The sequence below is a fragment of the Enterobacter sp. 18A13 genome, from assembly GCF_007035975.1.
Lineage (GTDB): Bacteria > Pseudomonadota > Gammaproteobacteria > Enterobacterales > Enterobacteriaceae > Enterobacter > Enterobacter vonholyi.
The window spans coordinates 3650186-3675617 of sequence record NZ_AP019634.1; the positions used below are offsets into that span (position 1 = coordinate 3650186).

28 protein-coding genes are annotated in these 25432 nt (G+C 57.8%); 10 read left to right on the forward strand and 18 right to left on the reverse strand.

What is annotated here, in order from left to right; translation table 11 throughout:
• Positions 1-66 precede the first annotated feature (66 nt).
• Genes eitA through FOY93_RS17580 form a run of 4 tightly spaced genes read left to right on the forward strand, consistent with a single transcriptional unit; the run spans position 67 to position 4100 of the window.
• A complete protein-coding gene (gene eitA, locus FOY93_RS17565; protein ID WP_115876159.1) occupies positions 67-1065 on the forward strand; it encodes a siderophore ABC transporter substrate-binding protein EitA in 999 nt (332 codons plus the stop codon).
• On the forward strand, positions 1065-2102 hold the full coding sequence (locus tag FOY93_RS17570) for a FecCD family ABC transporter permease (protein ID WP_111965470.1): 1038 nt from the start codon (positions 1065-1067) through the stop codon (positions 2100-2102). The genes eitA and FOY93_RS17570 overlap by 1 nt, the downstream gene beginning before the upstream one ends.
• Entirely contained in the window at positions 2102-2863 is a 762-nt protein-coding gene (gene eitC, locus FOY93_RS17575) for a siderophore ABC transporter ATP-binding protein EitC (protein WP_143345450.1), read from the forward strand. Before FOY93_RS17570 ends, eitC begins: the two co-directional genes overlap by 1 nt.
• 16 nt (positions 2864-2879) lie before the next feature.
• The gene (locus FOY93_RS17580; protein ID WP_143345451.1) at positions 2880-4100 is read left to right on the forward strand and encodes an MDR family MFS transporter; all 1221 of its coding nucleotides are present in this window, start codon (positions 2880-2882) and stop codon (positions 4098-4100) included.
• A gap of 5 nt (positions 4101-4105) precedes the next feature.
• Here FOY93_RS17580 and FOY93_RS17585 read toward each other — a convergent pair whose 3' ends face one another.
• Complete coding sequence (locus FOY93_RS17585; RefSeq protein WP_143345452.1) at positions 4106-4450, reverse strand: nitrous oxide-stimulated promoter family protein; 345 nt, start codon at positions 4448-4450, stop codon at positions 4106-4108.
• A gap of 175 nt (positions 4451-4625) precedes the next feature.
• On the opposite strand from FOY93_RS17585, the gene FOY93_RS17590 reads away from it, so the two are divergent.
• Positions 4626-4856, forward strand: a complete 231-nt coding sequence (locus FOY93_RS17590; RefSeq protein WP_045908493.1) for a SymE family type I addiction module toxin — start codon at positions 4626-4628, stop codon at positions 4854-4856.
• 113 nt (positions 4857-4969) lie between these two features.
• Entirely contained in the window at positions 4970-7531 is a 2562-nt protein-coding gene (gene mutS / locus FOY93_RS17595; RefSeq protein ID WP_143345453.1) for a DNA mismatch repair protein MutS, read from the forward strand.
• A gap of 45 nt (positions 7532-7576) precedes the next feature.
• Here mutS and FOY93_RS17600 read toward each other — a convergent pair whose 3' ends face one another.
• From FOY93_RS17600 to FOY93_RS17610, 3 genes are read right to left on the reverse strand one after another with little or no spacing between them, the layout of a single operon-like run.
• Positions 7577-7798: a non-oxidative hydroxyarylic acid decarboxylases subunit D gene (locus FOY93_RS17600; protein ID WP_003862116.1), complete on the reverse strand. Its 222-nt coding sequence runs from the start codon at positions 7796-7798 to the stop codon at positions 7577-7579.
• Between the two features lie 10 nt (positions 7799-7808).
• Entirely contained in the window at positions 7809-9236 is a 1428-nt protein-coding gene (locus tag FOY93_RS17605; protein WP_111965466.1) for a non-oxidative hydroxyarylic acid decarboxylases subunit C, read from the reverse strand.
• The gene (locus tag FOY93_RS17610; RefSeq protein WP_008499595.1) at positions 9226-9828 is read right to left on the reverse strand and encodes a non-oxidative hydroxyarylic acid decarboxylases subunit B; all 603 of its coding nucleotides are present in this window, start codon (positions 9826-9828) and stop codon (positions 9226-9228) included. Before FOY93_RS17610 ends, FOY93_RS17605 begins: the two co-directional genes overlap by 11 nt.
• A 172-nt stretch (positions 9829-10000) precedes the next feature.
• On the opposite strand from FOY93_RS17610, the gene FOY93_RS17615 reads away from it, so the two are divergent.
• A complete protein-coding gene (locus FOY93_RS17615) occupies positions 10001-10408 on the forward strand; it encodes a MarR family winged helix-turn-helix transcriptional regulator (RefSeq protein WP_133295053.1) in 408 nt (135 codons plus the stop codon).
• Here the strand turns inward: FOY93_RS17615 and FOY93_RS17620 are convergent.
• The gene (locus tag FOY93_RS17620; protein ID WP_143345454.1) at positions 10405-11292 is read right to left on the reverse strand and encodes a LysR family transcriptional regulator; all 888 of its coding nucleotides are present in this window, start codon (positions 11290-11292) and stop codon (positions 10405-10407) included. The two genes, FOY93_RS17615 and FOY93_RS17620, sit on opposite strands and share 4 nt — an antisense overlap.
• A 108-nt stretch (positions 11293-11400) precedes the next feature.
• Between FOY93_RS17620 and FOY93_RS17625 the strand changes: the two genes are divergently transcribed.
• Together FOY93_RS17625 and FOY93_RS17630 are read left to right on the forward strand one after the other, a co-directional pair.
• A complete protein-coding gene (locus tag FOY93_RS17625; RefSeq protein ID WP_143345455.1) occupies positions 11401-12603 on the forward strand; it encodes an MFS transporter in 1203 nt (400 codons plus the stop codon).
• Complete coding sequence (locus FOY93_RS17630) at positions 12600-12977, forward strand: DUF4440 domain-containing protein (RefSeq protein ID WP_133295056.1); 378 nt, start codon at positions 12600-12602, stop codon at positions 12975-12977. Before FOY93_RS17625 ends, FOY93_RS17630 begins: the two co-directional genes overlap by 4 nt.
• A 52-nt stretch (positions 12978-13029) precedes the next feature.
• On the opposite strand, the gene rpoS is transcribed toward FOY93_RS17630, so the two are convergent.
• The 13 genes from rpoS to cysG form a co-directional block, all read right to left on the reverse strand.
• Positions 13030-14022 (reverse strand): RNA polymerase sigma factor RpoS, encoded by a 993-nt coding sequence (gene rpoS / locus FOY93_RS17635; RefSeq protein WP_008499600.1) that lies wholly within the window; start codon positions 14020-14022, stop codon positions 13030-13032.
• A gap of 59 nt (positions 14023-14081) precedes the next feature.
• Positions 14082-15206, reverse strand: coding sequence for a murein hydrolase activator NlpD (gene nlpD, locus FOY93_RS17640; protein WP_039024138.1), 1125 nt, complete (start codon positions 15204-15206; stop codon positions 14082-14084).
• Positions 15207-15322: 116 nt separating this feature from the next.
• Positions 15323-15949 (reverse strand): protein-L-isoaspartate(D-aspartate) O-methyltransferase, encoded by a 627-nt coding sequence (locus FOY93_RS17645; RefSeq protein ID WP_008499604.1) that lies wholly within the window; start codon positions 15947-15949, stop codon positions 15323-15325.
• Positions 15943-16704: a 5'/3'-nucleotidase SurE gene (surE, locus tag FOY93_RS17650; RefSeq protein ID WP_115876168.1), complete on the reverse strand. Its 762-nt coding sequence runs from the start codon at positions 16702-16704 to the stop codon at positions 15943-15945. Before surE ends, FOY93_RS17645 begins: the two co-directional genes overlap by 7 nt.
• On the reverse strand, positions 16685-17734 hold the full coding sequence (gene truD, locus FOY93_RS17655; RefSeq protein WP_133295057.1) for a tRNA pseudouridine(13) synthase TruD: 1050 nt from the start codon (positions 17732-17734) through the stop codon (positions 16685-16687). Before truD ends, surE begins: the two co-directional genes overlap by 20 nt.
• Entirely contained in the window at positions 17731-18210 is a 480-nt protein-coding gene (ispF, locus tag FOY93_RS17660; RefSeq protein WP_008499607.1) for a 2-C-methyl-D-erythritol 2,4-cyclodiphosphate synthase, read from the reverse strand. The genes truD and ispF overlap by 4 nt, the downstream gene beginning before the upstream one ends.
• Positions 18210-18920, reverse strand: coding sequence for a 2-C-methyl-D-erythritol 4-phosphate cytidylyltransferase (gene ispD, locus FOY93_RS17665; protein ID WP_045404179.1), 711 nt, complete (start codon positions 18918-18920; stop codon positions 18210-18212). Before ispD ends, ispF begins: the two co-directional genes overlap by 1 nt.
• Positions 18921-18939: 19 nt before the next feature.
• Positions 18940-19251, reverse strand: coding sequence for a cell division protein FtsB (gene ftsB / locus FOY93_RS17670; RefSeq protein WP_008499609.1), 312 nt, complete (start codon positions 19249-19251; stop codon positions 18940-18942).
• 166 nt (positions 19252-19417) lie between these two features.
• Positions 19418-19744: a DUF3561 family protein gene (locus FOY93_RS17675; RefSeq protein ID WP_008499610.1), complete on the reverse strand. Its 327-nt coding sequence runs from the start codon at positions 19742-19744 to the stop codon at positions 19418-19420.
• 58 nt (positions 19745-19802) lie between these two features.
• Positions 19803-20408, reverse strand: coding sequence for an adenylyl-sulfate kinase (cysC, locus tag FOY93_RS17680; protein ID WP_021241908.1), 606 nt, complete (start codon positions 20406-20408; stop codon positions 19803-19805).
• The gene (gene cysN / locus FOY93_RS17685) at positions 20408-21832 is read right to left on the reverse strand and encodes a sulfate adenylyltransferase subunit CysN (RefSeq protein WP_143345456.1); all 1425 of its coding nucleotides are present in this window, start codon (positions 21830-21832) and stop codon (positions 20408-20410) included. Before cysN ends, cysC begins: the two co-directional genes overlap by 1 nt.
• Positions 21833-21841: 9 nt before the next feature.
• A complete protein-coding gene (gene cysD / locus FOY93_RS17690; RefSeq protein ID WP_006811770.1) occupies positions 21842-22750 on the reverse strand; it encodes a sulfate adenylyltransferase subunit CysD in 909 nt (302 codons plus the stop codon).
• A 9-nt stretch (positions 22751-22759) separates the two neighbouring features.
• The gene (gene cysG / locus FOY93_RS17695) at positions 22760-24109 is read right to left on the reverse strand and encodes a siroheme synthase CysG (RefSeq protein WP_172621938.1); all 1350 of its coding nucleotides are present in this window, start codon (positions 24107-24109) and stop codon (positions 22760-22762) included.
• A 246-nt stretch (positions 24110-24355) separates the two neighbouring features.
• On the opposite strand from cysG, the gene FOY93_RS17700 reads away from it, so the two are divergent.
• Positions 24356-25399 (forward strand): aminopeptidase, encoded by a 1044-nt coding sequence (locus tag FOY93_RS17700; RefSeq protein ID WP_133295059.1) that lies wholly within the window; start codon positions 24356-24358, stop codon positions 25397-25399.
• Positions 25400-25432 lie beyond the last annotated feature (33 nt).

Consider the following 25432-nt stretch of genomic DNA (forward strand, 5'->3'; position numbering starts at 1 on the left):
TAAAATTCCGCCTTAATAATGAGTTTCATTTGCATCAAAAATAATTTTAATGAAGGGTAGCGTTTCATGAAGAAGGTCATCTGCGCGTTAGGCCTGGCGGTTGCGTCGGTCAGTTCTGCTCTGGCAACCACATATCCTCTGACGATTGAAAACTGTGGCTATAAAGAGACATTCACCAAAGCGCCGGAACGCGTCGTGGCCCTGGGCCAGAACACCGTCGAAATATTGCTCCTGCTGGGGCTGGAAGATAAGGTGAAGGCCAGCGCCTTCTGGCCGACGAAAGTGTTGCCGCAGCTCGCTGAACAGAACGCAAAAATCAAAACCCTGACGGTCGAAATCCCTACCCTTGAATCCGTGCTTGCGCAAAATCCCGACTTTGTCCCCGCCCAGACGCCACTGCTGCTGGGGCCGGAAAGCAAGGTCGCAAAACGCGACGATCTGATGACTCTGGGCGTGAACAGCTACGTGTCGCCGGGCATGTGCGCGACCAAAAAAGCCACCGGCGATATGTACGGCAGCCGCCAGAAGCTGTGGGATATGACGTATCTCTATCAGGAGATTGAGGACTTCGCCAAAATCTTTAACGTTGAAGACCGCGGTCAGGCCGTGATTGCCGATTTCAAAAAACGAGAGGCCGACCTGCGTAAGGAATTCGGCAAGAGCAAAAAAGACCTCTCGTTTGTCTTCTGGTTCTCCAGCTCCTCCCCCTCTGCGGACGCCTACGTCGGCGGTAAAAATAGCCCCTCCGGGTTTATTGCGAGCCTGATGGGCGGGCATAACGCCATCACCTCCGAGACCGAATGGCCAACCGTGGGTTGGGAAAGCATTATTGCCGCCAATCCGGATGTCATTGTGGTGTCCAGCCTCGACCGCAACCGCTGGGCGCTGGATAACGCGGAAGAGAAAATCAAATTCCTGAAAAGCGATCCGGCCGTCAGCCAGCTGGACGCGGTGAAAAAAGGTCATATCGTGGTGATGGACGGTCAGGCCATGAACCCGACGATTCGCACGATTTACGGGGCTGAGCAGGTCGGCGAACAGCTCAGAAAGCTGGGGCTGAACTGATGACCACCGCCGTTCTTCAGGCCCGGCAGAGCCTGGTTCTGACGACCTCGTGTTTGCTCGCCTTCGTCCTGCTATTTCTGGTTATCGCGCTGAGCGTCAGCGTCGGCGAACTGTCCATCCCGCTGGATAACGTGTTTTACGCTATCAGCAATAAAATGGGGCTCACCGATATTCCGCTCACTCGTATCTATGAGAGCGTGATCTGGGACTTTCGCCTGAGCCGCGCGCTGGTTGCGGCCTGCTGCGGCGCGGGGCTGGCCATCTGTGGTGCCGTATTGCAGAGCCTGCTGAAGAACGCGCTGGCGGAACCCTACGTGCTCGGCGTGTCCGCGGGCGCGTCGACCGGGGCGGTTTCTGTTGTCGTATTGGGGATCGGCACCGGTGCGGTGTCGCTCTCTGCCGGGGCCTTTGCCGGGGCGTTCGCCGCGTTTGCGTTTGTCGCATTTCTGACGAACGGCGCGCGCGGCGGGAATGAACGTACTATTCTGGCAGGCGTTGCCGCCTCGCAGCTTTTCAATGCCATTACCGCCTATACCATCAGCACCTCCGCCAGCGCCCAGCAGGCGCGCGACGTGATGTTCTGGCTGCTGGGCAGCTTCAGCGGCGTACGCTGGCCCGAATTCCAGCTGGCACTGGTCGTGGTGCTGATTGGATTAGCCATTTGCCTCTACTATTCCCGTGCGCTGGATGCCTTTACGTTCGGTGACGACGCCGCGGCGTCGCTTGGCATTGCTGTTCCCTGGGTGCGCCTGGCGCTCTTTACCACTACCGCACTTATCACCGCGACCATCGTCAGCATGGCGGGGTCAATCGGCTTTGTCGGGCTGGTGGTGCCGCACGTCATGCGCTTCCTGTTCGGGCCGCTGCACCGCACGCTGCTGATTGCCAGCGCGCTGGCAGGCGCGATCCTGATGGTGCTGGCAGACATTGCCTCACGCATGCTGATTGCGCCGCAAAGCCTGCCCGTCGGCGTGGTCACCGCGCTGGTTGGCGTCCCCTTCTTTGCCGTGATTATCTACCGTTCAAGGAATAAGTGATGAGCATCTGCGCGGAAAATATTACCTGGAAGGTCGGCAAAAAAGTCATCGTTAATGACGTCTCGCTGAAGGTGTCACGGGGCGAAACGGTAGGGCTGCTTGGCCCTAACGGCTGCGGTAAATCGTCTCTTTTACGTATCCTCGCGGGTCTGCGTCGCCCGGATGCTGGCCGCGTTACCCTGGACGGTCAGGACATCTGCAGCATCGCCAAAAAGCAGCTGGCGCGACGGGTGGCCTTCGTCGAGCAGCACGGTATGACGGACGCCAACATGCGCGTGCGCGACGTGGTGAAACTCGGGCGGATTCCGCACCACTCCGCCTTTTCCAACTGGAGCACGCACGATGACGAGACCGTCACCGCCGCTCTGCAGCGCGTGGATATGCTGGATAAAAGCGACCAGGGCTGGCTGAGCCTCTCCGGCGGCGAGCGCCAGCGCGTCCACATTGCCCGCGCGCTGGCCCAGGCCCCGACGGAAATCCTGCTGGATGAACCGACCAACCACCTGGACATTCATCATCAGATGCAGCTGATGCAGTTGATCAGCGAATTACCGGTCACCAGCATTGTCGCTATACACGATCTCAACCACGCCTCGATGTTCTGCGACTCGCTGATAGTCATGCAGAAAGGGCAAATTGTGGCGACGGGGACACCGCAGGATATCTTATCCGAGTCATTGCTCTGGGACGTCTTCCGGGTCAAAACCAAAATCGAGATCTCACCGTTCCATGGCAAAAAGCACATTCATTTTATCGTTTAGGGGCGAGTGACCAACGATGCCCCTTCGCCCTGCCGCCACGCTCTGGCCGCCCGTCTTACTGGGTAGCCAGTTTGTTTTTAACATTGGCTTTTACGCCGTTGTTCCCTTCCTGGCGATATTCCTGCGCGACGACATGCTGCTCTCCGGCGGGCTGATCGGGCTGATCCTGGGCCTGCGCACGTTCTCGCAACAGGGGATGTTTATCGTCGGTGGTGCCCTCTCGGACCGGTTTGGCGCGAAAATCGTTATCCTGAGCGGCTGTATTGTCCGTGTTTCAGGTTATCTGCTGCTGGCCTTCGGGGAATCGCTGTGGCCGATTATTCTGGGCGCGTGTCTGACAGGCGTGGGCGGCGCGCTGTTTTCTCCGTCTATTGAAGCATTGCTGGCGAAAGCGGGCACGCACAGCGAGGCGAAAGGTAAACGAAGCCGGGCGGAGTGGTTCGCGCTCTTTGCGGTTTGCGGGGAACTCGGTGCCGTACTGGGCCCGGTCGCCGGCGCCCTGCTAACCGGCCTGGGTTTTCGTCAGGTGGCGCTAGCGGGGGCGGGGGTCTTTCTCGTTGCGCTGGTGGTTCTCTACTTTTGCCTGCCCGCGTCACGCCACGCCGCGCAGACGCTAAAGCTCGTTCCCTGGTGGACGACGTTCCGCCAGCCCCGCTTTGTCGCCTTTATTATTGCCTACAGCTCGTGGCTTTTAAGCTATAACCAGCTCTATCTGGCGCTGCCGGTAGAGATCCAGCGCTCTGGCGGTAACGAGAAAGATCTCGGCCCACTCTTTATGCTGGCCTCCGTTCTGATCATCACCTTACAGCTGCCGCTGGCGCGTTTCGCCCGACGCGTGGGTGCGGTGAGGATCCTGCCGGTGGGCTTTTTGCTGCTCTCCGCCGCCTTTGCGAGCGTGGCAATATTTGCGTCGACGGCACCGCCAGAGGGCTGGCTGCGCCTGCTGCCGTCAGTCTGTTTCGTGACGCTGCTGACGCTGGGGCAGATGCTGCTGGTACCCTCGGCAAAGGATCTGATCCCGAGGTTTGCCGAGGAGTCCACGCTGGGGGCGCACTATGGCGCACTCGCCACCGCTGGCGGCATTGCGGTACTGGCAGGAAACTTGTTGTTTGGTAGCCTGCTGGATCGCGCGCTGGTACCCTCAACGCAGGCGATGTATCCCTGGCTGCTGCTGGCCCTTTTCCCACTCTGTAGCGCGCTGGCCCTGAACGTTATTTGCCGCCCGCTCAAAAGCTGAACCGGTCACTTTTTCGGACGATACTTTTCCGGCAGCTCCGGCACGGGACGACGGTCATCAACCAGATGGCGGACGGTCAGAATGGGGTGACGCCATAACATACGCGGGCCTACCCAGCGCATAATCTGCTTCATCTCTTCGCGTTTTGCAGGCTGATAGCAGTGGACCGGACACTGCTTACAGGCAGGCTTTTCCTCACCAAAAGCGCACTTATCCAGGCGCTTATCGGCATAGGCATTCAGCGCCTGGTAGTGCCCGTCTTCCACAGAGGCCTGAGGACACTGCTTCTGATACAGCGCGATCATTTTCGCGATGGTCTCTTTTTCGCGAGATATTCGTTTACCGGACATAGCGACTTACCAAACAATAAAGTGCAAAAATAATACACCTTTCAATGCGGGATTTCAGTTGTTGCATGCGGTTTTCTGAAGCCTGATTCCAGTTTTATCCCTGCACCGCCCGGCAATAACTGGTATTTTATACAGTAATTAGTGATGACTTTTATCCGTGTTGTCAGGAGACCCTATGCAAGAACTCGCTATCAACAAACCCTATCGCCATTTAACAGTGGGATATTTCAGAAAGCGCCATGAAGACCGCAATACCAAGATACCGAAGCGTTACAGCGTGCATGCGGCGCTGAGCTTAAAAGGAGACTGGCTTGAACAGGCTGGGTTTACCACCCACTCCAGGGTTCGAGTGGGCGTAGAGCATGGAAAAATAGTCATTGAGTTAATGTCGGAAGATGCCTCGTAAAGCGACGACATTTTTCTGCGCCGTACCTTTTTTTCATGCGACAATAGAAGGAACAAACGGCCTCTGAGCCGCTCAAAACGGTTTATATTCAAAGAAATGGACATCATAACTCCATGAGCACACTCGACAATTTCGACGCACATACGCCGATGATGCAGCAGTATCTGAAGCTGAAGGCACAGCATCCGGAAATCCTGCTGTTTTACCGTATGGGCGATTTTTACGAGCTGTTTTATGACGATGCTAAGCGCGCATCGCAGCTGCTCGACATCTCGCTGACCAAACGGGGCGCATCGGCTGGTGAACCCATCCCAATGGCCGGTATTCCGCACCACGCGGTAGAAAACTACCTGGCGAAACTGGTGAATCAGGGTGAGTCTGTCGCCATCTGCGAACAGATCGGCGACCCCGCGACCTCAAAAGGTCCGGTGGAACGCAAGGTCGTGCGCATCGTCACGCCCGGCACCATCAGTGATGAAGCCCTGCTTCAGGAACGCCAGGACAACCTGCTGGCCGCGCTGTGGCAGGACGGTAAAGGCTTTGGCTACGCGACGCTGGATATTAGTTCCGGACGTTTTCGTCTGAGTGAACCGGCCGATCGTGAAACGATGGCTGCCGAACTGCAGCGCACCAACCCGGCAGAATTGCTCTACGCCGAAGATTTCGCCGAAATGGCGCTGATTGAAGGTCGTCGCGGGTTGCGCCGCCGTCCGCTGTGGGAATTCGAAATTGGTACCGCGCGCCAGCAGCTGAATCTGCAGTTTGGCACCCGCGATCTGATTGGCTTTGGCGTTGAAAATGCCCCGCGCGGGCTGTGTGCGGCAGGTTGCCTCCTGCAGTACGTAAAAGATACCCAGCGCACCGCCCTGCCGCATATCCGCTCTATCACCATGGAGCGCCAGCAGGACAGCATCATCATGGATGCCGCCACTCGCCGTAACCTGGAGATCACGCAGAACCTCGCGGGCGGCGTAGAAAATACGCTGGCGTCGGTCCTCGACAATACGGTAACGCCAATGGGCAGCCGTATGCTGAAACGCTGGCTGCATATGCCGATTCGCGATACCGCTACGCTGGTTTGTCGTCAGCAGACGATTGCCGCGCTGCAGGATCGCTATACCGAGCTGCAGCCTGTCCTGCGCCAGGTGGGAGATCTGGAACGTATCCTGGCCCGTCTGGCGCTGCGCACGGCGCGACCGCGCGATCTTGCGCGGATGCGTCATGCTTTCCAGCAGCTGCCGGAACTTCGTGCGCAGCTGAGCGACGTTGACAGCGCGCCGGTACAGAAACTCCGCGAAACCATAGGCGAATTTACCGAACTCCGCGAGCTGCTGGAGCGCGCCATTATCGATGCGCCTCCGGTTCTGGTGCGTGATGGCGGCGTGATTGCTCCGGGCTACAACGAGGAGCTGGACGAATGGCGCGCGCTGGCCGACGGCGCGACGGACTACCTCGATAAGCTGGAGATCCGCGAGCGCGAGCGTCTTGGGCTGGACACCCTGAAGGTGGGTTATAACGCGGTTCACGGTTACTACATTCAAATCAGCCGCGGGCAGAGCCACCTGGCACCGATTCACTACGTGCGCCGCCAGACGTTGAAAAACGCTGAACGCTACATCATTCCCGAGCTGAAAGAGTACGAGGACAAAGTCCTCACCTCGAAAGGGAAAGCCCTGGCGCTGGAAAAACAGCTGTATGAAGAGCTGTTTGATATGCTGATGCCGCACCTGGCCGACCTGCAGCTGAGCGCCAGCGCGCTGGCGGAACTGGACGTGCTGGTGAATCTGGCAGAGCGCGCGGAAACGCTGAACTACACCTGCCCGACCTTTACCGACAAGCCCGGCATTCGCATCACTGAAGGCCGTCACCCGGTGGTGGAGCGGGTGCTGAACGAACCGTTCATCGCCAACCCGCTGAGCCTGTCGCCGCAGCGAAGAATGCTGATCATTACCGGTCCGAACATGGGCGGTAAGAGTACTTATATGCGTCAGACGGCGCTGATTGCCCTGCTTGCCTACATCGGCAGCTACGTTCCGGCGCAAAACGTGGAGATCGGCCCCATCGACCGTATCTTTACCCGTGTTGGAGCTGCGGACGATCTGGCGAGCGGTCGCTCAACCTTCATGGTCGAAATGACTGAAACGGCAAACATTCTGCATAACGCGACGGAGCACAGCCTGGTGCTGATGGACGAAGTCGGACGCGGAACGTCAACCTACGATGGTCTGTCGCTGGCCTGGGCCTGTGCGGAAAGCCTCGCGAATAAAATCAAGGCCATGACGCTGTTCGCCACCCACTACTTCGAGCTGACGCAGCTGCCGGAGAAAATGGAAGGCGTGGCTAACGTCCACCTTGATGCGCTGGAGCACGGCGACACCATCGCCTTTATGCACACGGTGCAGGATGGCGCGGCAAGCAAGAGCTATGGTCTGGCCGTTGCGGCGCTGGCCGGTGTACCGAAAGAGGTGATCAAGCGCGCGCGTCAGAAACTGCGTGAGCTGGAAAGCCTGTCACCGAATGCGGCGGCGACGCAGATTGATGGTACGCAGATGTCGCTGCTGGTACCGGCGGAAGAGACATCGCCTGCTGTGGAAGCGCTGGAAAACCTCGATCCGGATTCACTGACGCCGCGTCAGGCGCTGGAGTGGATTTATCGCCTGAAGAGTCTGGTTTAGTTTTCTGCGGTCTTTGCCCGGTGGCGCAGCGCCACCGGGCTGTCTTTACAGCAGCGGCGGGATCGTTGGCACCTGCGGCGCCTCGTCAATATCCTTCTGCGTCATGCGGAACGCTTCAGGGTAATGCTCGCGGCTGGTACGACGCAACGGTTCGGTATCTCGCCAGGTATACAGACAATGCTGGCACTGGTAAACGGTCCAGACCCCTTTCACCGGCGACGTCGCCATCACTTCAATATGCTCATCGGCACAACGTGGACAAATCATCTTTTCCTCCTTATTGACGTGAAGCCAGCATCGCGGTCAGTTTTTCAGCCCAGGCTTTGGTTTCAGGCAGATCCTGTACCGGCTGGCTATAGTGGCCACGGGTGTCCGGCGCGACAGGCGTGGTCGCATCGATAATCAGTTTGTCGGTAATGCCCGCCGGACTGGATCCAGGATCGAGTTCCAGCACCGACATGTTCGGCAACTGCACCAGATCGCCTGCCGGGTTGACCTTCGATGACAGCGCCCACATCACCTGCGGGAGGTTGAACGGGTCGACATCCTCATCCACCATGATCACCATCTTCACGTAGCCCAGGCCGTGCGGCGTGGTCATGGCGCGCAAGCCGACCGCGCGGGCAAAACCGCCGTAGCGTTTTTTGGTGGAGATAATCGCCAGCAGACCGTGGGTATACATCGCATTCACCGCCTGCACTTCCGGGAATTCCGCTTTCAGCTGCTGGTAGAGCGGCACGCAGGTGGCTGGCCCCATCAGATAATCAATCTCGGTCCACGGCATACCGAGATAAAGGGATTCGAAAATCGGTTTGGTGCGGTAAGAAACTTTGTCGATACGCACAACCGTCATGTTACGACCACCGGAGTAGTGCCCAGTAAACTCGCCGAACGGCCCTTCAATTTCGCGCTTACGGCCTTCAATCACCCCTTCCAGGATCACTTCAGAACCCCACGGCACGTCGAAGCCGGTCAGCGGCGCGGTGGCAATCGGATATGGGCTTTCACGCAGCGCGCCGGCCATTTCATACTCTGACTGATCGTATTTCAGCGGCGTCGCGCCCATCAGCGTAATGATCGGATCGTTACCGAGGGTAATGGCAATCGGCAGGTCTTCGCCGCGCTCTTCGGCTTTGTGCAGATGCAGAGCAATATCGTGCATCGGTACCGGCTGCAGGCCGAGCTTGCGCTTGCCCTTCACTTCCATGCGGTAGATGCCAACGTTCTGCTTGCCGAAGTTATCCGGGTCAAGCGGATCGCGCGAGACGACGCACGCTTTATCGAGATAAAAACCCCCGTCGCCGTCGTTCAGACGGAACAGAGGTAGAATATCGAACAGGTTAATGTCTTCACCGTCCACCGTATTCTGCGCCCAGGCCGGGTTGGGGCGGCGCTCTGGCGCAATAGGAAATTTATCCCAGCGACGGATAAACTCGTCGATCTGCTTTTTCACCGGCGTGTTCGCCGGCAGCCCCATCGAAATGGCATGGTTCTGCCAGGAGCCGATGGTGTTCATCACCACGCGGGCATCGGTAAACCCGCGAATATTGTCGAACCACAGCGCGGGGGCGCCGTCACCGATGCGGCCGGTCGCGTTGGCTGCCGCCGCCAGATCGGGCTCGGCGTTAACCTCTTCCTCAATTTTCAGCAGTTGCCCTTGCTCATCGAGCGCCTGCAGGAAGCTTCTCAAATCATCAAATGCCATCTTTATTCTCCTGTGAAAAATGTTTCGCCTCCCGCAACCCGTTCCAGCGGCGCGCCTTTTTATGCTCCAGGCCAAACTGGTCAAGCACGCGGGTCACAATATGCTGGGTGATGTCATCGGCGGTTTGCGGATGGTTGTAATACGCAGGCATAGGCGGCACCATCGCCACGCCCATGCGGGAGAGCGCAAGCATATTCTCCAGATGAATGGTGCTGAGCGGCGTTTCACGGGGCACCAGCACCAGCTTACGCCCCTCTTTCAGCACCACATCCGCCGCACGGCCCACCAGCCCTTCGGCATAGCCCGCGCGGATCCCGGCCAGCGTTTTCATGCTGCAGGGAATGACGATCATGCCGTCGGTACGAAACGAACCGGAGGAGATGGTGGCGGCCTGGTCAGCCGGGCTATGGACAACGTCAGCCAGCGCAGCAACGTCCTGGGCGGTGTAAGGGGTTTCCAGTTCAATGGTGGTTTTTGCCCACTTCGACATCACCAGATGCGTCTCTACTTCCGGCATTTCCCGCAGCGCCTGCAGCAGCGCCACTCCCAGCGGAGCACCCGTCGCCCCCGTCATTCCCACGATCAATCTCATTCATCACCTCAATCATTTTGTTCGTGTACGAACAAAATGAGTAAACTACTCCCGAATTCTTTTTCTGACAATATCGTTCGCATACGATCACACTAAATGCTAAAAAATGCCGCATTATCATCCCGGGCTTTAGCAGCTATCATAGGGGGTGATTTTTTCTGTCGGAGTGTTCATGGAACTAAGACAAGAGGCGTTCCACCTGTTACGTCAGCTTTTTCAACAGCATACTGCACGGTGGCAACATGCATTGCCGGAGCTGACCAAGCCGCAGTATGCGGTGATGCGCTCCATTGCCGAGCATCCGGGCATTGAACAGGTGGCATTGACCGAGGTCGCGGTCAGCACCAAAGCGACCCTGGCGGAAATGCTCAGCCGCATGGAGGCGCGTGGGCTGGTCAAACGCGAGCACGACCCTGCGGATAAGCGCCGTCGCTTTGTCTTCCTCACGCCAGAAGGTGAGGCCCTGCTTGCAGAGTGTAAGCCGGTAGGCAATGAGGTTGATGAGGCCTTTTTAGGCCGTCTTAACAAGGCCGAGCGAGAACAGTTCTCGGCTCTCATCAAAAAGATGATGCACGATTAATTCACGCTGGTGCGCATAAAATCGATAAAGGTGCGCACTTTCGCTGAGACATGCCGGGCATCTGGATAGACCGCATAGATGCCCTGCCGCGCAAAGGTATATTCCGGTAACAACTGGACCAGTTCTCCCGCATCAAGCGCACAGCGTACCAGCCATTCCGGCAGTAACGCCACCCCACCGCCTGCGAGCGCAAAAGCCATAAGGGCCTGAGCGCTGTCGGCAAACAGGCGCGGCGCTTTTTTTATCTCGAGCGTTTCAGGCGCGCCGCTGGCATTTTTCACCTGCCAGCGGAGCGGTGAGGCCAGGCGCTCGTGGATAATCCAGCCGGCCTGCGCCAGCTGCGCAAGAGATTCGATCGGGTTTCTCACAAGCCACTCGGGCGTCGCGACGGGGAGAATAGAAAAGTGAGAAATCAGTGCGGCGTGGTTGCGCGAATCGGCAAGCGTCCCCAGCCGGATGGCCACGTCAAAGCGCTCCGAGATAAGGTCTGCGTGCAGTGACGACGAAACATGTCGGACGCGAAGATCCGTGTGCTGCTGGCTAAACCTGGCCAGCAGCGGCACCACGACCCGGGAGCCATATTCAGGCGTGGTCGTGATCCGCAGTTCACCGGTAAGTCCCGCATGATTCGCGCGGACATCATCCTGCAGCCGTTCGGCCTCCTTCAGAAGCGCCACGCTGCGCTGATGAAAAAGCGCGCCCGCCTCGGTTAGCGTCAGGCGGCGGGTGGAGCGCAGCAGCAGCGTAACGCCCAGCTCATCTTCAAGCTGGCGGATATTGAAGCTAACCACCGCTTTTGTCAGCCCCATCGCCTCGGCGGCCGCCGTAAAACTGCCGGTGTCGGCCACTGCGATAAACATCTGCGTCCGCTGTAGGTTAACCATTATTACGCCTTATACTGTCAAAATATTTTTGACAGTATATCGCGCTTTGTCAGGTTTATCCGTGATTCCCCAGCCGATACGATACGCCACCTCACCGGAGGATCCACCATGACGTATCGCAGCAAAGTTGCCGTTGTCTATCTGCTGGGCTTTTTTCTTGATTTGATCAACATGTTTATTGCCAGCGTCGCCTTTCCGGCGATGGCTCACGCCTTTAACACCACGCCTTCTGCCCTTGCCTGGGTCAGTAACGGGTATATTGCCGGTCTGACGATGGCGATCCCGTTCAGCAGCGTGCTCACGCGCCGCATCGGGCCAAAGCGCGTCATCCTGCTTTCGCTTTTTCTGTTCAGCGCAGCCTCAGCTACAGCGGGCCTGTCTGCAACGCTGGAAACTCTGATTGCCTGGCGAGTGCTTCAGGGCGTGGGAGGAGGCTTACTGATCCCCGTTGGACAGGCGCTGACCTGGCAACAGTTCAGGCCTCACGAGCGGGCCCGACTCTCCTCGGTAGTGATGCTGGTTGCGTTGCTTGCCCCGGCCTGCTCCCCGGCTATCGGCGGCGTGCTGGTGCAGACGCTGGGCTGGCGATGGATCTTTTTCGCCACGCTCCCGGTGGCTATCGTGACCTTTGTTCTGGCCTGTCTGTGGCTTAAACACGAAAAACCCACGATGAACACGGCCAGACTGCTAAACCTGCCCTTGCTTGCGAACCCGCTTTTGCGTTTTTCCATGCTTGTCTATTTATGCGTCCCCGGCATATTTATTGGGGTGAACGTCACGGCCATGTTTTATCTTCAGCACGAGGCGAACATGAGCCCAGCCGCAACGGGAATGCTCATGCTGCCGTGGTCTGTGGCATCGTTTCTCGCCATCACGGCGACGGGACGTTATTTTAACCGTATCGGCCCCCGACCGCCGATCGTCATCGGCTGCCTGTTGCAGGCGGCGGGTATTCTGCTTTTGATTGACGTTAGCTCGTCAACGCTGTTGCTTGCCGTCGCGTTTACCCTGATGGGCGCGGGGGGAAGCCTGTGCAGCAGTACGGCTCAGAGCAGCGCGTTTCTGACAACGCGCCGGGACGAGATGCCGGATGCCAGCGCGCTGTGGAATCTCAATCGTCAGCTGAGTTTTTTTGCCAGTGCCCTTCTGCTTGCGCAGGTGCTGAACCTGGCGCAGGCGTGGCTGACACCACTCGCCGCCTGGCACGGGATGTTTATTTTTGCTGCAGGCATGACCTTGCTGCCTGTACCGTACGTTTTTCGTCTTAACAATACGCAGGTGCTAAATCAGCTGCGACAGGAGAATTCATGACGCCTTTCGAACACGACATTATCGACCTCCACATTGCGCTTGAAGACTGGTTAGGCAAAGGTGAAGGCGATCCCGACGCCCTGCTCGCTCGTTTCCGTCGCGATTTTCTGATGCTCCCACCGGGCGGTGTTCAGATCGACTATATCGGCCTGGCCAGTTTTCTGGAAAACCAGCGTGGAAGTCGTCCCGGACTGAAGATCGTCATTGACGAATTAACCACGATCCAGAGCGGCGAACGGGGTGCAGTGCTTCACTACCGGGAGACGCAAACCCGGCCGGACCTGCCCGTCAACGTGCGCTGGTCAACTGCGGTGCTTAATCAGGAAGGCGATCGGATAGTGTGGCGTCTGCTGCACGAAACGGCTAAGCCGTAGCGCAAAAGAAAAAGGCCCGTCTCACGACGGGCCTTTTTTGACGAAAGGTTGCTTATTCGCGGAACAGCGCTTCGATGTTCAGACCTTGCCCCTGCAGGATTTCACGCAGGCGGCGCAGACCTTCAACCTGAATCTGACGAACACGTTCACGGGTCAGGCCAATTTCGCGGCCGACGTCTTCCAGTGTCGCAGCTTCATACCCCAGTAAACCGAAACGACGTGCCAGCACTTCACGCTGTTTGGCGTTCAGTTCGAACAGCCATTTGACGATGCTTTGTTTCATGTCATCGTCCTGCGTGGTGTCTTCCGGACCGTTATCTTTTTCATCGGCCAGGATGTCCAGCAGCGCTTTTTCGGAGTCGCCACCCAGCGGGGTGTCAACGGAGGTAATGCGCTCGTTGAGACGCAGCATACGGCTTACGTCATCAACCGGTTTATCGAGTTGTTCGGCAATCTCTTCTGCGCTTGGCTCGTGGTCCAGCTTATGGGACAACTCGCGCGCGGTGCGCAGATAAACGTTCAACTCTTTGACGATGTGAATCGGCAGGCGGATCGTACGGGTCTGGTTCATAATAGCCCGTTCGATGGTCTGACGAATCCACCAGGTCGCGTAGGTTGAGAAACGGAACCCGCGTTCCGGGTCAAACTTCTCAACTGCGCGGATGAGACCTAAGTTGCCCTCTTCAATCAGATCCAGCAGAGCCAGACCACGATTGCCGTAACGGCGGGCAATTTTCACGACCAGTCGCAGGTTACTTTCAATCATGCGACGACGCGAGGCAACATCACCACGCAAAGCACGACGTGCGAAATAGACTTCTTCTTCGGCCGTTAGCAGTGGGGAGTAACCAATCTCCCCAAGGTAAAGCTGAGTCGCGTCCAGTACACGCTGTGTGGCACCCTGCGATAACAGCTCTTCTTCAGCCAAATCGTTATCACTGGGTTCCTCTTCTACTAAGGCTTTTTCGTCAAAAGCCTCTACTCCGTTCTCATCAAATTCCGCGTCTTCATTTAAATCATGAACTTTCAGCGTATTCTGACTCATAAGGTGGCTCCTACCCGTGATCCCTGAACGAGACACCCTGGCTGGCATGCCCCGTCAAATTATCGCTGCGGCAAGTACTGCAGCGGGTTTACGGATTTCCCCTTGTAACGAATTTCAAAATGCAAGCGTGTAGAACTGGTTCCGGTGCTACCCATGGTAGCGATTTTTTGCCCCGCCTTAACTTCTTGTTGTTCCCGGACCAGCATTGTGTCGTTATGGGCGTAGGCACTCAGGTAATCATCGTTATGTTTGATGATAATAAGATTACCGTAACCGCGCAGAGCGTTACCGGCATACACAACGCGTCCATCTGCGGTCGCGATGATAGCCTGTCCTTTACTCCCTGCGATATCGATCCCTTTATTTCCCCCTTCGGAGGAAGAGAAGTTCTCGATAACCTTGCCGTCAGTCGGCCAGCGCCATGCAGAAATCGGCGAACTGGAGGTCATACTGCTGGCAGTCGGTTCAGTAGAGCTAACCACAGGTGCCGTAACCGGTGCTGTGACAGCAGTCGCAGTCCCTTTATTATTCGGCAACATTTTGTTAGCAGTCTGATCACCTGAATCCTCAGAATACGTAATTACAGGTTGTGAAGCAACCACCGTGGTGGATTTTTGTGCAGGCTTAACGCTGTTATTTTGAGCTGTTACATCGGCCGCTGAAACGGTGTTGCCAGGCGTAAGCGGCGTGCCCGTCGCGTTGCCCACCTGGAGCGTTTGCCCGACTTCCAGACCATATGGGGCCTGGACGTTATTGCGCTGCGCGAGGTCACGGAAATCGTTCCCGGTGATCCACGCAATGTAGAACAGCGTATCGCCGCGTTTCACGGTATAGGTGCTGCCACCGGTGTAGCTGCCTTTCGGAATGTTCCCATACTGGCGGTTATAGACTATGCGGCCATTTTGGGTCTGAACAGGTTGTTCAACTGGCTGAACCTGTACTGGCTGTGTAACAGGATGTTGCACAGGCTGAATTTGTGGTGTTTGCTGCGGTGCAGCCGTCCCCATTTTAGGTGGCGGCGTGATTAACATTCCGCTGGACGTGTTACCGGAGCCGCTGTTTCCGCCGACGGAACTCACGGGCGCAGGCGCGTTGTTTGAACTTGTACAGCCTGCCAGCCAGAGCGAAACCAGTGATAATGCCGCAACACGGCTGATGGTGAATTTAGGGCTTCCCGCGCTCATTTATCCCCCAGGAATGTGTTAACTACCAGTGACTTAAAATTTACCGTGATGGCACGAATCTTTCGCGCCACACCATACGCTGAATTTGCCTTAATAACCCTGGATAATTCCGAGTCTCAGGCCAACTCCCCCTTCACCAGAGGCACAAAGCGCACGGCTTCCACGGTGTCGATAATAAACTCGCCGCCGCGCCGACGAACGCGCTTCAACAACTGCTGCTCGTCCCCGACAGGCAGAACCAGAATGCCCCCCTCATCCAGCTGCGACAACAGGGCTGCAGGAATTTCAGGCGGGGCCGCCGTCACGATGATCGCGTCAAACGGGGCGCGCGCCTTCCAACCCTGCCATCCATCACCGTGTCGTGTCGAAACATTATGTAAATCAAGTTGTTTCAGGCGACGACGCGCCTGCCACTGTAAACCTTTGATCCGCTCAACGGAGCATACATGATGAACCAGATGCGCCAGGATCGCGGTCTGATACCCCGACCCGGTGCCAATCTCCAGCACGCGGGAGTCGGGCGTCAGCTCCAGCAGCTCCGTCATGCGAGCCACCATGTAAGGCTGCGAAATCGTCTGGCCCTGTCCGATGGGCAGCGCCACGTTTTCCCACGCTTTGTGTTCAAACGCCTCGTCTACAAATTTTTCACGCGGAACCAGGGCGAGCGCTTCGAGCACGTGCTCGTCGCGGATCCCCTGCGCGCGGAGTTGTTCCAGAAGAGTTTGTACACGTTTGTTTACCATTGCGCGTTCACTCCTGCGCGATCCAGCCAGCCCGACACCACATCATGCGCGCTATACGCGGTTAAATCTACGTGCAGCGGAGTAACCGAAACATAGCCTTCATCCACGGCGGCAAAGTCGGTATCCGGACCCGCATCGCACTTGTCGCCGGGAGGGCCAATCCAGTAAAGCGTGTTGCCGCGAGGATCCTGCTGCGGGATCACCTGATCGGCAGGATGTCGGCTCCCGCAACGGGTGACGCGGATGCCTTTAATTTCATCAAGAGGAAGATCCGGCACGTTGATATTAAGAATGCGCCCGGTACGCAGCGGCTCACGACCAAGCGCCCGCAGGATCGAACAGGTTACCGCGGCGGCGGTGTCGTAATGCGTGTGGCCATTTAACGAGACCGCCAGCGCCGGGAACCCCAGATGGCGCCCTTCCATTGCGGCCGCCACGGTGCCGGAGTAAATCACGTCATCGCCGAGGTTAGGCCCGGCGTTGATGCCGGAGACGACGATATCCGGACGCGGCCGCATCAGCGCGTTCACGCCCAGAAAAACGCAGTCGGTTGGCGTGCCCATCTGCACGGCAATATCGCCATTATCAAACGTAAAGGTGCGAAGCGACGACTCCAGCGTCAGAGAGTTAGACGCTCCACTGCGGTTACGATCGGGCGCCACGACCTGCACGTCCGCAAATTCGCGGAGGTGTTTCGCCAGGGTCTGAATGCCTGGCGCGTGGATCCCGTCATCGTTACTCAGCAATATTCGCATAATCACCCGAGGTGTTGATAAGTTCCCTGACAACACTGGTGGCAAAGCTGCCTGCCGGCAGCCAGAAGCGTAACTCGACGGTCACGTCATCCCACCAGTTCCAGCTTAACTGCTGCGGATAGAGCAGCATCGCGCGGCGTGCCGCGTCGACTTTTTCCCGCACCAGCAAGGACTGCAATTCTGGCGCATCCGCCACGGCTGACTGCTCGGCGGCCAGGGCCTCCCCCTGGGTTCCCCAGTCGCCCGTACCGGGCAACGCGGCGGTAATCATCAGCGCTTTTGCGTCCACGCGCGACTGCACATCAGCCATCTCTTCGGCCGTTGCCACAAACCAGCTTCCGCGTCCCGCTAATTGTAGCGCATCGCCAACAACAACTTGATTCGCGTCCGGTTTTTTCAGCCTTTCGCTCACAATCTGATTAAACAACGCGCTGCGGGCCGCCGACAACCAAAAACTGCGTTTATTCCTGTCACGCACCGGTGCATCGCTTTGCGCCCAGCGCAGCGCGCCCTGCAGGTTGCTGCCGCCGATGCCAAAGCGCTGCGCGCCAAAGTAGTTCGGTACGCCGCGGTCGCTGATGGCGTTCAGGCGTTTTTCAACGTCTTCTCGGTCAGTCACTTCGCGCAGCACCAGCGTAAACGCGTTGCCTTTCAACGCCCCCAGACGCAGTTTGCGCTTGTGGCGGGCATATTCCAGTACCTTACAGCCCTCAAGCTCAAATTTGCTTAAATCAGGCATCGCATTGCCGGGAACGCGCGCGCAGAGCCACTGTTCCGTAACGGCGTGTTTATCTTTCTGCCCGGCAAAGCTCACTTCGCGGGCATGAATTTTGAGGAATTTTGCCAGCGCGTCGGCCACAAAGCGGGTATTGCAGCCATTTTTCAGAATACGCACCAGGATATGTTCGCCTTCGCCATCCGGCTCAAAGCCCAGATCCTCGACCACGAGGAAATCTTCCGGGCTGGCTTTCAGCACCCCGTTCCCCTGCGGTTTACCGTGCAGGTATGTCAGGTTGTCGAAGTCTGTCATTTGCTCGCCTTCACCAGCAGCGCCACGGCTTCACAGGCAATCCCTTCGCCACGACCGGTGAAGCCCAGCTTCTCGGTCGTCGTCGCTTTGACGTTCACGTCGTCCATATGGCAACCCAGATCTTCCGCAATAAACACGCGCATCTGCGGAATGTGCGGCAGCATTTTCGGGGCCTGAGCGATAATCGTCACGTCGACGTTGCCAAGGGTGTAGCCTTTCGCCTGGATGCGGCGCCACGCTTCGCGCAGCAGTTCACGGCTGTCCGCCCCTTTAAACGCCGGGTCGGTGTCCGGGAACAGCTTGCCGATATCACCCAGTGCGGCCGCGCCCAGCAGCGCGTCGGTCAGCGCATGCAGCGCCACGTCGCCATCAGAATGCGCCAGCAGCCCTTTTTCATAAGGAATGCGCACGCCGCCAATGATAATTGGGCCTTCGCCGCCAAAGGCGTGTACATCAAAACCGTGTCCAATTCGCATTATGCCTTCTCCTGATGGGTCGAACGGGTAAGATAAAATTCCGCGAGCTGTAAATCTTCCGGACGCGTCACTTTAATATTATCAGCACGTCCTTCAACAAGCTCAGGATGGAAACCGCAGTACTCCAGCGCAGAGGCTTCGTCCGTAATGGTCGCACCTTCGTTAAGCGCGCGCGTTAAGCAGTCGTGGAGTAATTCGCGGGGGAAAAATTGCGGCGTCAGCGCGTGCCATAGATCGACGCGATCGACGGTGTGGGCGATAGCCCGTTTGCCCGGCTCGGCGCGCTTCATGGTGTCGCGCACGGGGGCGGCCAGAATGCCACCCACTTTGCTGGTTTCGCTCAGCGACAGCAGGCGCGCAAGGTCGTCCTGGTGCAGGCACGGACGGGCCGCGTCATGGACCAGCACCCACGGCGCGTTACCGGCCGCCTGAATGCCTGCCAGCACGGAATCGGCGCGCTCGGCACCGCCATCGACAACGGTAATCTGTGGATGATTTGCCAGCGGGAGCTGCGCGAAGCGCGCATCACCCGGGCTGATAGCGATGATCACCCGCGTCACCCGCGGGTGCGCCAGCAGCGCCGCCACGGCGTGCTCGAGGATCGTTTTATCGCCAATAGAGAGGTACTGCTTGGGACATTCTGTCTGCATGCGCCGGCCAAAACCTGCGGCCGGCACCACGGCGCATACGTCCGAAAAAGTTACTGCCATGTCGTAATCCTGGGCCTGATTATCGATTATTTTGTGCTGAGCCCTGATTGCGTTTAGACGCATCCGGAACCAGACGATAAAAGGTTTCGCCCGGCTTAGTCATACTGAGTTCATTGCGTGCGCGTTCCTCAATCGCCTCTTGCCCGCCATTGAGGTCATCAATTTCAGCAAAGAGTTGATCGTTTCGCGCCTTAAGTTTGGCGTTTGTTGCCTGCTGAGCCGCGACGTCATCGCTTACCCGGCTATAGTCGTGCAGTCCGTTCTTACCGAACCACAGCGAGTATTGCAGCCAGATTAGCAAAGCCAGCAACAGCAGCGTTAGTTTACCCATCCTGCCCCCTGAAAAACGGCATCATCATCCCAAGACTTCCCCAGAGCACTACGCCGGGGTAACAGAGATGCCGCAACATCGCGGGCAAATGTACCACATTTTTTCCGCAGAATCGTCCTGCACAATATCGTTACACAGTTGGTTACGGTTTGAATTGTGGCTGAAGTTAGCCCATGAGCCACAAAAATAACAGACCAAACATCAGAACCACCGTCACAATCGTGACCACAGTGCTGTAGAGGAGCTTACCGTTGAGCAGCGAGTGCAGCGCAATGCCGACGACAACCGCCACGGGCATCAACGCCAGAAAGAAAGGCCAGGTGTAGAGAAAGAAGAACAGCGTGTTGCCGCCGTAGATGAGAAACGGAATACCCAGCGCCAGCAGCCATGAGACGAAGCCAATGATGGCCCCAGGAAATGACCAGGTCGTTTCGTCGTCGGTCGCAAGCGGCTCCGACCCGGTGGTGGTGATGTAATGTTCACTGTTGCGCATAGCTAGTCCTGTGACCGTGACTCATCGTTCGGGAAGACAGCTCCCGAACGATACCGTCTCAGGATCTGATAATATCGTCCCGTCTGAGCAGGTCTAATAATTGGCTTACTAAATTTGTTACCAATTGTTGACCTTCCAGGTGAATTTCAGGCGATTCAGGCGCTTCGTATACAGCGTCAATTCCGGTGAAGTTGCGCAATTCTCCGGCACGCGCTTTTTTGTATAGCCCTTTCGGGTCGCGCGCTTCGCAGACCTCCAGCGGTGTATCCACAAACACCTCGATAAAGCGATCCTGACCGACGCGTTCGCGCACCATCTGGCGCTCGGCGCGGTGCGGAGAGATAAACGCGGTCAGCACCACCAGCCCGGCGTCGGCCATCAGGCTGGCGACTTCCCCGACCCGGCGGATGTTCTCTTTGCGGTCGTCGTCGCTGAACCCTAAATCGCTGCACAGGCCATGGCGCACGTTGTCGCCATCCAGCAGGTAGGTGCTTACGCCCTGCTGATGCAATGCCTCTTCCAGCGCGCCCGCCACCGTCGATTTACCCGAGCCGGACAGCCCGGTAAACCACAGCACAACCCCACGGTGACCGTGGAGCTGTTCACGCTGGGCAACGGTGACCGGATGAGGATGCCAGACGACGTTCTCATCATGGGCGGCCATTACTTGCCTCCCAGCAGATCGCGCGCGCGCCAGTGCGGGAAGTGTTTACGCACCAGCGCGTTCAGTTCCAGCTCAAAGGCGCTGAATTCAGAGGCCACGGCAGCCTGTTTAATCGGTTCGCGTACCATACCGGCCCCGACGGTAACGTTGGTCAGCCTGTCGATAAAGATAAGACCTCCCGTCACCGGGTTCTGCTGATACGGATCCAGCACCAGCGGTTCGTCAAAGGTCAGATCGACCAGACCAATGCCGTTCAGCGGCAGCTCGGTGACGTCACGCTGGGTCAGGTTGTTGATATCCACCTGGAACTGAATGCCGTCCACGCGGGCGCGGGTTTTCTTGCCGGCAATTTTGATGTCATAGCTCTGGCCAGCGGTCAGCGGCTGTTCGGCCATCCACACCACATCCACGGACGCGCCCTGTACCGCCGCCAGCGTTTCCTGCGCGTCTACCAGAAGATCGCCCCGGCTGATATCAATTTCGTCTTTCAGCACCAGCGTTACGGCTTCACCGGCCCCCGCGTCCTGCAGGTCACCGTCAAAGGTGACGATGCGGGCGATGGTCGATTCCACACCGGATGGCAGCACCTTGACGCGCTGGCCAACCTGTACAGAGCCTGACGCTAGGGTGCCGGAGAAACCACGGAAATCGAGATTTGGACGGTTCACGTACTGCACCGGGAAGCGCATCGGCTGGGTGTCGACCACGCGCTGAATTTCAACCGTTTCCAGCACCTCCAGCAGCGTCGGGCCGCTGTACCAAGGCATGTTCGCGCTTTGGGACGCGACGTTATCCCCTTCCAGCGCCGAGAGCGGCACAAAGCGGATATCCAGGTTGCCCGGCAGCTGTTCAGCAAAGGTCAGATAGCTCTGGCGGATCTCCTCGAATTTTTCTTCGCTGAAGTTCACCAGATCCATCTTGTTGACCGCCACCACCAGGTGTTTGATCCCCAGCAGCGTCGAGATAAAGCTGTGGCGACGGGTCTGATCCAGCACGCCTTTACGCGCGTCCATCAGCAGGATCGCCAGGTCGCAGGTCGACGCGCCGGTCGCCATATTGCGGGTGTACTGTTCGTGCCCCGGGGTGTCGGCGATAATAAATTTGCGCTTCTCGGTAGAGAAGTAGCGGTAGGCCACGTCAATCGTGATGCCCTGCTCGCGCTCCGCCTGCAGGCCATCCACCAGCAGCGCCAGGTCGAGTTTTTCACCCTGGGTGCCGTGACGTTTACTGTCGTTATGCAGGGAAGAGAGCTGATCTTCGTAAATCTGGCGCGTATCGTGCAGCAGGCGGCCAATCAGGGTACTTTTCCCGTCATCCACGCTGCCGCAGGTCAGAAAACGCAGCAGGCTTTTGTGTTGTTGCGCGTGCAGATACGCTTCCACGCCGCCTTCTTTGGCAATTTGTTGAGCAATAGTGGTGTTCATGGCGGCTCCTTAGAAATAACCCTGACGTTTCTTCAGCTCCATGGAGCCTGCCTGGTCGCGGTCAATCACGCGGCCCTGTCGCTCGCTGGTGGTCGACACCAGCATCTCTTCGATGATCTCCGGCAGCGTCTGCGCGCTGGATTCCACCGCGCCGGTCAGCGGCCAGCAGCCAAGGGTGCGGAAACGCACCATCTGTTTTTTAATCACTTCTCCCGGCTGCAGGTCGATGCGATCGTCGTCGATCATCATCAGCATGCCGTCGCGCTCCAGCACCGGGCGCTCGGCGGCCAGATACAGCGGAACGATCTCGATGTTTTCCAGATAGATGTACTGCCAGATATCCAGCTCAGTCCAGTTGGAGAGCGGGAAGACGCGGATGCTTTCGCCCTTGTTGATCTGGCCGTTGTAGTTGTGCCACAGCTCCGGGCGCTGGTTTTTTGGGTCCCAGCGGTGGAAGCGGTCGCGGAAGGAGTAGATACGCTCTTTGGCGCGGGATTTCTCTTCGTCACGGCGCGCGCCGCCGAAGGCCGCGTCAAAACCATATTTGTTCAGCGCCTGCTTCAGCCCTTCGGTCTTCATGATATCGGTATGTTTGGCGCTGCCGTGCACGAACGGGTTAATCCCCATCGCCACCCCTTCCGGGTTTTTGTGCACCAGCAGCTCGCAGCCGTAGGCTTTCGCGGTACGGTCGCGGAACTCGTACATTTCGCGGAATTTCCAGCCGGTATCCACGTGCAGCAGCGGGAACGGCAGCGTGCCCGGATAAAACGCTTTACGCGCCAGATGCAGCATGACGCTGGAATCTTTACCGATGGAGTACATCATCACCGGGTTAGAAAACTCGGCGGCCACTTCGCGGATGATATGGATACTTTCCGCTTCGAGCTGCCGCAGGTGTGTAAGACGTTTTTGGTCCATAACCGTTCCTTAAGCCAAATTTACAACAGAAGAACCAAAGCCTTCTGTATCGGTTGTGTGTTGGAACCAGGCGAGCGTGCTGTGCAGCTGCACCACTTCACCCACCACGATCAGGGCGGGCATAGGGGCGTCTTTCGCCAGGGTTGCAAGATGTTCCAGCGTGCCCGTCGCAACGTGCTGATCGACGCGCGTGCCGCGAGAAATGACGGCAACGGGCGTCGTCGCCTCGCGACCGTGCTGAATAAGCTGTTCGCTGATGTCCGCCGCCTTCATCGTGCCCATGTATATCGCCAGCGTCTGGCGGCTCTGGGCGAGATGCGACCAGTCGAACGGCGTGCTGTCCGCCTTGTAGTGGCCGGTCACAAAGGTGACGCTCTGGGCGTAATCGCGATGGGTCAGAGGAATACCGGCGTAGGCCGTCACCGCAGAGGCCGCCGTAATGCCGGGCACCACCTGGAACGGTATGCCCGCTTCGGCTGCCGCCTGCAGCTCTTCGCCGCCGCGGCCAAAGATAAACGGATCGCCCCCCTTCAGGCGCACCACGGTTTTGCCCGCTTTGGCGGCGTCAACCAGCATCTGGTTGGTGTCGTGCTGCGGCACCGAGTGCTCGCCAGCCCGTTTGCCCACGCAGATTTGCTCCGCGTCGCGACGGATCAGTTCGCGCACGCCGTCGGTGACCAGATGGTCGTAGAACACGACGTCCGCGTCCTGCAGCACCTGCAGGCCGCGCAGCGTCAGGAGCCCGGCATCGCCAGGCCCCGCGCCCACCAGGATGATCTCCCCGCCCGTGCTGCCGGGGTTATCCAGTTCATCCTCGAGGATTTTTTGCGCAGCCGTTTCATTGCCGGCATGCATCAGGCTGGCGAAGCGGCCGCGAAACACGCGTTCCCAGAAGCGACGGCGTTCCGTCACGCTGGTCAGGCGGGTTTTCAGGTGGCTACGCCAGTAGCTGGCTTTCTCCGCCATGCGCCCGAGGCTGGTCGGCAGCAGCGCTTCGATTTTTTCACGCAGCACACGCGCCAGCACCGGTGCGGTACCGCCGGAGGAGATCGCCACCAGCAGCGGCGAGCGGTCAACGATCGACGGGAAAATAAACGAGCATAAAGGCTGGTCGTCCACCACGTTCACCAGGCGGTAACGGGCCTGCGCGGCGTCGGAGATCCGCTGGTTCAGTTCACGATCTTCGGTCGCCGCAATTACCAGCACCACGCTGTCGATTTGTGACTCGTCGAAATCCGCCTCTGCAACGACCTGCACCTGGGCCCCTGCGCGCTGCAGAAACGCGATTTTGCGATCGGCGATTTCACCCGTGCCAACAACCAGCACCGGTTTCTCTTTAATCGCAGCAAATAAGGGCAGATAGTCCACAGGCAACAACTCACTAACAACGAGGAATAGAGGGACTATAGGGGGCGGCTTAGACCGAATGAAATTACGAATTGGAATGAGTAGTTACTCAATGGAATAACGCCGTAAAAATGCTAATACCAAAAAGTGCTTAACGCGCGAAATTTCGGGCATTTAAGAGCAATTCAAATTGTGTATGGACGATCACAGTTTCATACTAGGCGGGTTATTATTTTGCTCTGTTTTTAAGGACTCACTATGTTTTCCGCAACGCGCCACCGTATTGCTGCCCTGGCGCTCGGCGTTTGCTTTATTCTTCCTGCTCAGGCAAAAAACCAACCTTATGGTGAAATCGCCAATATGCAGGCGCGGCATATTGCCACCGTTTTCCCTGGCCGCATGACCGGCTCGCCTGCGGAAATGCTCTCCGCGGACTATCTTCGCCAGCAGTTTGCTGAGATGGGTTACCAGAGCGACATCCGGTCGTTTCACAGCCGCTACGTCTATACCTCGCGAAATAAAACGAAAAACTGGCATAACGTGACCGGCAGTACGGTGATTGCGGCCCACGAAGGAAGCGCAAAAGAGCAAATTATTATTATGGCGCACCTTGATACCTACGCTCCGATGAGCGATGCCGACACGGATAACAACCTCGGCGGGCTGACGCTGCAGGGCATGGACGACAACGCTGCAGGCCTGGGCGTGATGCTCGAACTGGCCGAGCGGATGAAAGATATTCCAACCCAGTATGGCATTCGTTTTGTTGCCACCAGCGGTGAAGAAGAGGGCAAACTCGGCGCTGAGAATCTCCTTAAACGCATGAGCGCCGAGGAGAAGAAAAATACGCTGCTGGTGATCAACCTCGACAACCTGATCGTCGGCGACAAGCTCTATTTCAACAGCGGGCAGAGTACGCCGGGTACCGTGCGAAAACTGACGCGCGACCGTGCGCTGGCCATTGCCCGCAGCCATGGCGTTTATGCCACCAGCAATCCCGGCGGTAACCCGGATTATCCGCGAGGCACAGGCTGCTGCAACGACGGGGAAGTGTTCGATAAGGCGGGCATTCCGGTGCTGTACGTGGAAGCCACAAACTGGACACTGGGCAAAAAAGATGGCTACCAGCAGCGGGCTAAATCGAAAGCCTTCCCGGACGGGACAAGCTGGCACAACGTGATGCTGGATAATCAGCAGCACATCGATCGCGCGCTGCCGCAGCGGATTGAACACCGCAGCCGTGATGTAGTGAAGGTGATGTTGCCGCTGGTGAAGGAGCTGGCGAAAGCGGGGAAAGCCTGAGGCCGTTAAGCCCGGTGGCGGCTACGCCTTACC

Bases quoted from the DNA above. Each gene is read 5' to 3' on its own strand.
- eitA (WP_115876159.1), top strand. From the start codon at position 67: ATGAAGAAGGTCATCTGCGCGTTAGGCCTGGCGGTTGCGTCGGTCAGT.
- FOY93_RS17570 (WP_111965470.1), top strand. From the start codon at position 1,065: ATGACCACCGCCGTTCTTCAGGCCCGGCAGAGCCTGGTTCTGACGACC.
- eitC (WP_143345450.1), top strand. From the start codon at position 2,102: ATGAGCATCTGCGCGGAAAATATTACCTGGAAGGTCGGCAAAAAAGTC.
- FOY93_RS17580 (WP_143345451.1), top strand. From the start codon at position 2,880: ATGCCCCTTCGCCCTGCCGCCACGCTCTGGCCGCCCGTCTTACTGGGT.
- FOY93_RS17585 (WP_143345452.1), bottom strand. From the start codon at position 4,450: ATGTCCGGTAAACGAATATCTCGCGAAAAAGAGACCATCGCGAAAATG.
- FOY93_RS17590 (WP_045908493.1), top strand. From the start codon at position 4,626: ATGCAAGAACTCGCTATCAACAAACCCTATCGCCATTTAACAGTGGGA.
- mutS (WP_143345453.1), top strand. From the start codon at position 4,970: ATGAGCACACTCGACAATTTCGACGCACATACGCCGATGATGCAGCAG.
- FOY93_RS17600 (WP_003862116.1), bottom strand. From the start codon at position 7,798: ATGATTTGTCCACGTTGTGCCGATGAGCATATTGAAGTGATGGCGACG.
- FOY93_RS17605 (WP_111965466.1), bottom strand. From the start codon at position 9,236: ATGGCATTTGATGATTTGAGAAGCTTCCTGCAGGCGCTCGATGAGCAA.
- FOY93_RS17610 (WP_008499595.1), bottom strand. From the start codon at position 9,828: ATGAGATTGATCGTGGGAATGACGGGGGCGACGGGTGCTCCGCTGGGA.
- FOY93_RS17615 (WP_133295053.1), top strand. From the start codon at position 10,001: ATGGAACTAAGACAAGAGGCGTTCCACCTGTTACGTCAGCTTTTTCAA.
- FOY93_RS17620 (WP_143345454.1), bottom strand. From the start codon at position 11,292: ATGGTTAACCTACAGCGGACGCAGATGTTTATCGCAGTGGCCGACACC.
- FOY93_RS17625 (WP_143345455.1), top strand. From the start codon at position 11,401: ATGACGTATCGCAGCAAAGTTGCCGTTGTCTATCTGCTGGGCTTTTTT.
- FOY93_RS17630 (WP_133295056.1), top strand. From the start codon at position 12,600: ATGACGCCTTTCGAACACGACATTATCGACCTCCACATTGCGCTTGAA.
- rpoS (WP_008499600.1), bottom strand. From the start codon at position 14,022: ATGAGTCAGAATACGCTGAAAGTTCATGATTTAAATGAAGACGCGGAA.
- nlpD (WP_039024138.1), bottom strand. From the start codon at position 15,206: ATGAGCGCGGGAAGCCCTAAATTCACCATCAGCCGTGTTGCGGCATTA.
- FOY93_RS17645 (WP_008499604.1), bottom strand. From the start codon at position 15,949: ATGGTAAACAAACGTGTACAAACTCTTCTGGAACAACTCCGCGCGCAG.
- surE (WP_115876168.1), bottom strand. From the start codon at position 16,704: ATGCGAATATTGCTGAGTAACGATGACGGGATCCACGCGCCAGGCATT.
- truD (WP_133295057.1), bottom strand. From the start codon at position 17,734: ATGACAGACTTCGACAACCTGACATACCTGCACGGTAAACCGCAGGGG.
- ispF (WP_008499607.1), bottom strand. From the start codon at position 18,210: ATGCGAATTGGACACGGTTTTGATGTACACGCCTTTGGCGGCGAAGGC.
- ispD (WP_045404179.1), bottom strand. From the start codon at position 18,920: ATGGCAGTAACTTTTTCGGACGTATGCGCCGTGGTGCCGGCCGCAGGT.
- ftsB (WP_008499609.1), bottom strand. From the start codon at position 19,251: ATGGGTAAACTAACGCTGCTGTTGCTGGCTTTGCTAATCTGGCTGCAA.
- FOY93_RS17675 (WP_008499610.1), bottom strand. From the start codon at position 19,744: ATGCGCAACAGTGAACATTACATCACCACCACCGGGTCGGAGCCGCTT.
- cysC (WP_021241908.1), bottom strand. From the start codon at position 20,408: ATGGCCGCCCATGATGAGAACGTCGTCTGGCATCCTCATCCGGTCACC.
- cysN (WP_143345456.1), bottom strand. From the start codon at position 21,832: ATGAACACCACTATTGCTCAACAAATTGCCAAAGAAGGCGGCGTGGAA.
- cysD (WP_006811770.1), bottom strand. From the start codon at position 22,750: ATGGACCAAAAACGTCTTACACACCTGCGGCAGCTCGAAGCGGAAAGT.
- FOY93_RS17700 (WP_133295059.1), top strand. From the start codon at position 24,356: ATGTTTTCCGCAACGCGCCACCGTATTGCTGCCCTGGCGCTCGGCGTT.